Here is a 1,953-nt window from a genome sequence, read left to right as displayed (position 1 = left end):
GGGGCCGGGGGGACCCCCGCCCGCCCCCGGCCGCGTTCAGAGCGTCTCGCTCAGCGAGTCCGCGAGCCGCCGACGGGCGGTCCGCGTCGCCGGCAGGGAGGCCGCCGCCACCGCCCCGGCCACCGCGCCGGCCACGACCGACACCAGCACCGGCCACGGGGGCAGATGGGCGATCCCCGCCCCCATCCCGCTCGAGCTTCCCTGGGCGTCCACCAGCCACATGCCGAAGAGCGCGCCGAGCGCCGTACCGACCACCGCCGACGCCAGAGCGGTCAGCCCGGCGGCGGTCACGATGACGGAGCCGATCTGCCGGGGCGTCAGCCCGATCGCCTTCAGCGCGAGCAGGTCCCGGGCACGGTCGCGGACCCCGGTACCGATCAGTGTCAGGAGCTCGGTGAGACCGATCAGGGCCAGTACCGCGATCAGGGCCGCGATCACACCGCGCGCCGGTTCCAGCCGGTCCGCCGGGTTCGGTGTCTCACGGATCTCCAGCGTGCCGCCCGCCGCCCCGTCGAGCGCGGAGCTCACCGCCCGCGGGTCCGATCCGTCGGTGAGCACCAGCGCGTGGAAGTCCGGCCGCAGTCCGGGGTCGCGTTCCTGGAGGGCGTCGACCGTCGTGGAGATGATCCGTCCGCCCGACTCGGGCTCGATGCTGCGTCCCACGATGTGCAGGATCTGCGGCCGGCCCTCGACCGTCATCCGCACCCAGTCGCCGACGCGAACGCCCAGCAGGTCGAGGAGCCCCTGCCCGGCCACCGCCTCGTCCGGCCCGCGGGCCGCCCGCCCTTCGGCCACGGCCGACGGATAGGGGTCCTCCGCCGTGCCGAGCCCGCGCAGGGTGATGGTCCCGGTCTGCCCGGGCACGAGGGCCGCCATCTCGGCGCCGGGATGGACGGCGGCGACCTCCGGAACCCCGGCGAGGATCCGCCGCAGCTCCTCCTCCGACGGCCCGCCGGGTTGCTCCGCCCGTACGGTCAGGGCCGCGGGCAGCCCCATCTGCGCGGGCCGGCCGCGGAACTGGTCGAGCGTCGACCAGGCCACCAGCGCGACGGTGATCAGTACGAGCGGCAGCGCGAGCCGCCCGACGGCGACGGCCGTACGGCCCCGGCGCGGGAAGGCCGAGCGCCAGCCCAGCACCAGCGCCGGCGGCATCCGCAGACCGAGTGCCCTGCGGCCCAGTGCGGTCATCGGCGCCGCGGACGGTTGCGCCGCCCGGGCCACCGGGACCGGCGGCACCCGCCCGGCGCGCCAGGCCGCGAGCCCGGTCGCCGCCGCGATCAGCAGGACCGCCCCGCACGGCACACCGATCATGAGCGCCGTGTATCCGGGCAGGTCCTGCCACAGGGCGGCCGCGTCACCGATCCGGCCCGGTATCCGCGCGCCCAGGAACGCGATGGCCGCCGTGCCCAGGGCCACCCCGAGGAGGGCGAACGCCAGATGCTGCACGAGGAAGCCGCGTACGACCTGACCCGGTGTGAAACCCACCGCCTTGAGGACGGCGATGTCCCGCAGCTGACCGCGCACCCGGGCGCCGATCGCCCCGGACGCGGCGAGGGCGGCCGCCAGCAGGGCCCCGAGTCCGAACACGGCGAACAGCTGGCCGAGGAGCCGGTCGTCGCCGCCGGCCTCCGCTCTGGCCTGCTGCCACTTGGTGACCTGAGCGACCCGGTCGGCGCCCAGCACGGTCACCGCCCGCTGGACCATGAAGTCGGTGTCGCCGGAGTCCGCGAGCCGCAGACCCACGCTCTGGCCGGTGTCGCCGGGGGCGATCCCGTCGAGGGTCTCCGGGAGGACCCAGCCGATCCCGGGCCCGCCGCCCGCCCGGTAGGGCGGTTCCGCGGCCTCGGCGACGCCGGTCACGCGCAGGGTGCGCACGGCCCCGTCCTGCCCGGTGACCCGTACGGTGTCGCCGGGCTCCGCCCACAGCGAGCGGGCGACCGAGCTCTCCAGGAC

1 protein-coding gene is annotated in these 1,953 nt (G+C 76.6%); it reads right to left on the bottom strand.

What is annotated here, in order from left to right; translation table 11 throughout:
- Positions 1 to 36: 36 nt before the first annotated feature.
- The coding region (locus ACWGH4_RS34655; protein ID WP_453467830.1) for an FtsX-like permease family protein at positions 37 to 1,953 on the bottom strand (1,917 nt) is incomplete at its 5' end.

It is taken from the genome of Streptomyces sp. NPDC054847 (assembly GCF_053610925.1).
The sequence above is the reverse complement of the archived record's forward strand: the minus strand, read 5'-3'. Positions and strand labels throughout refer to the sequence as shown.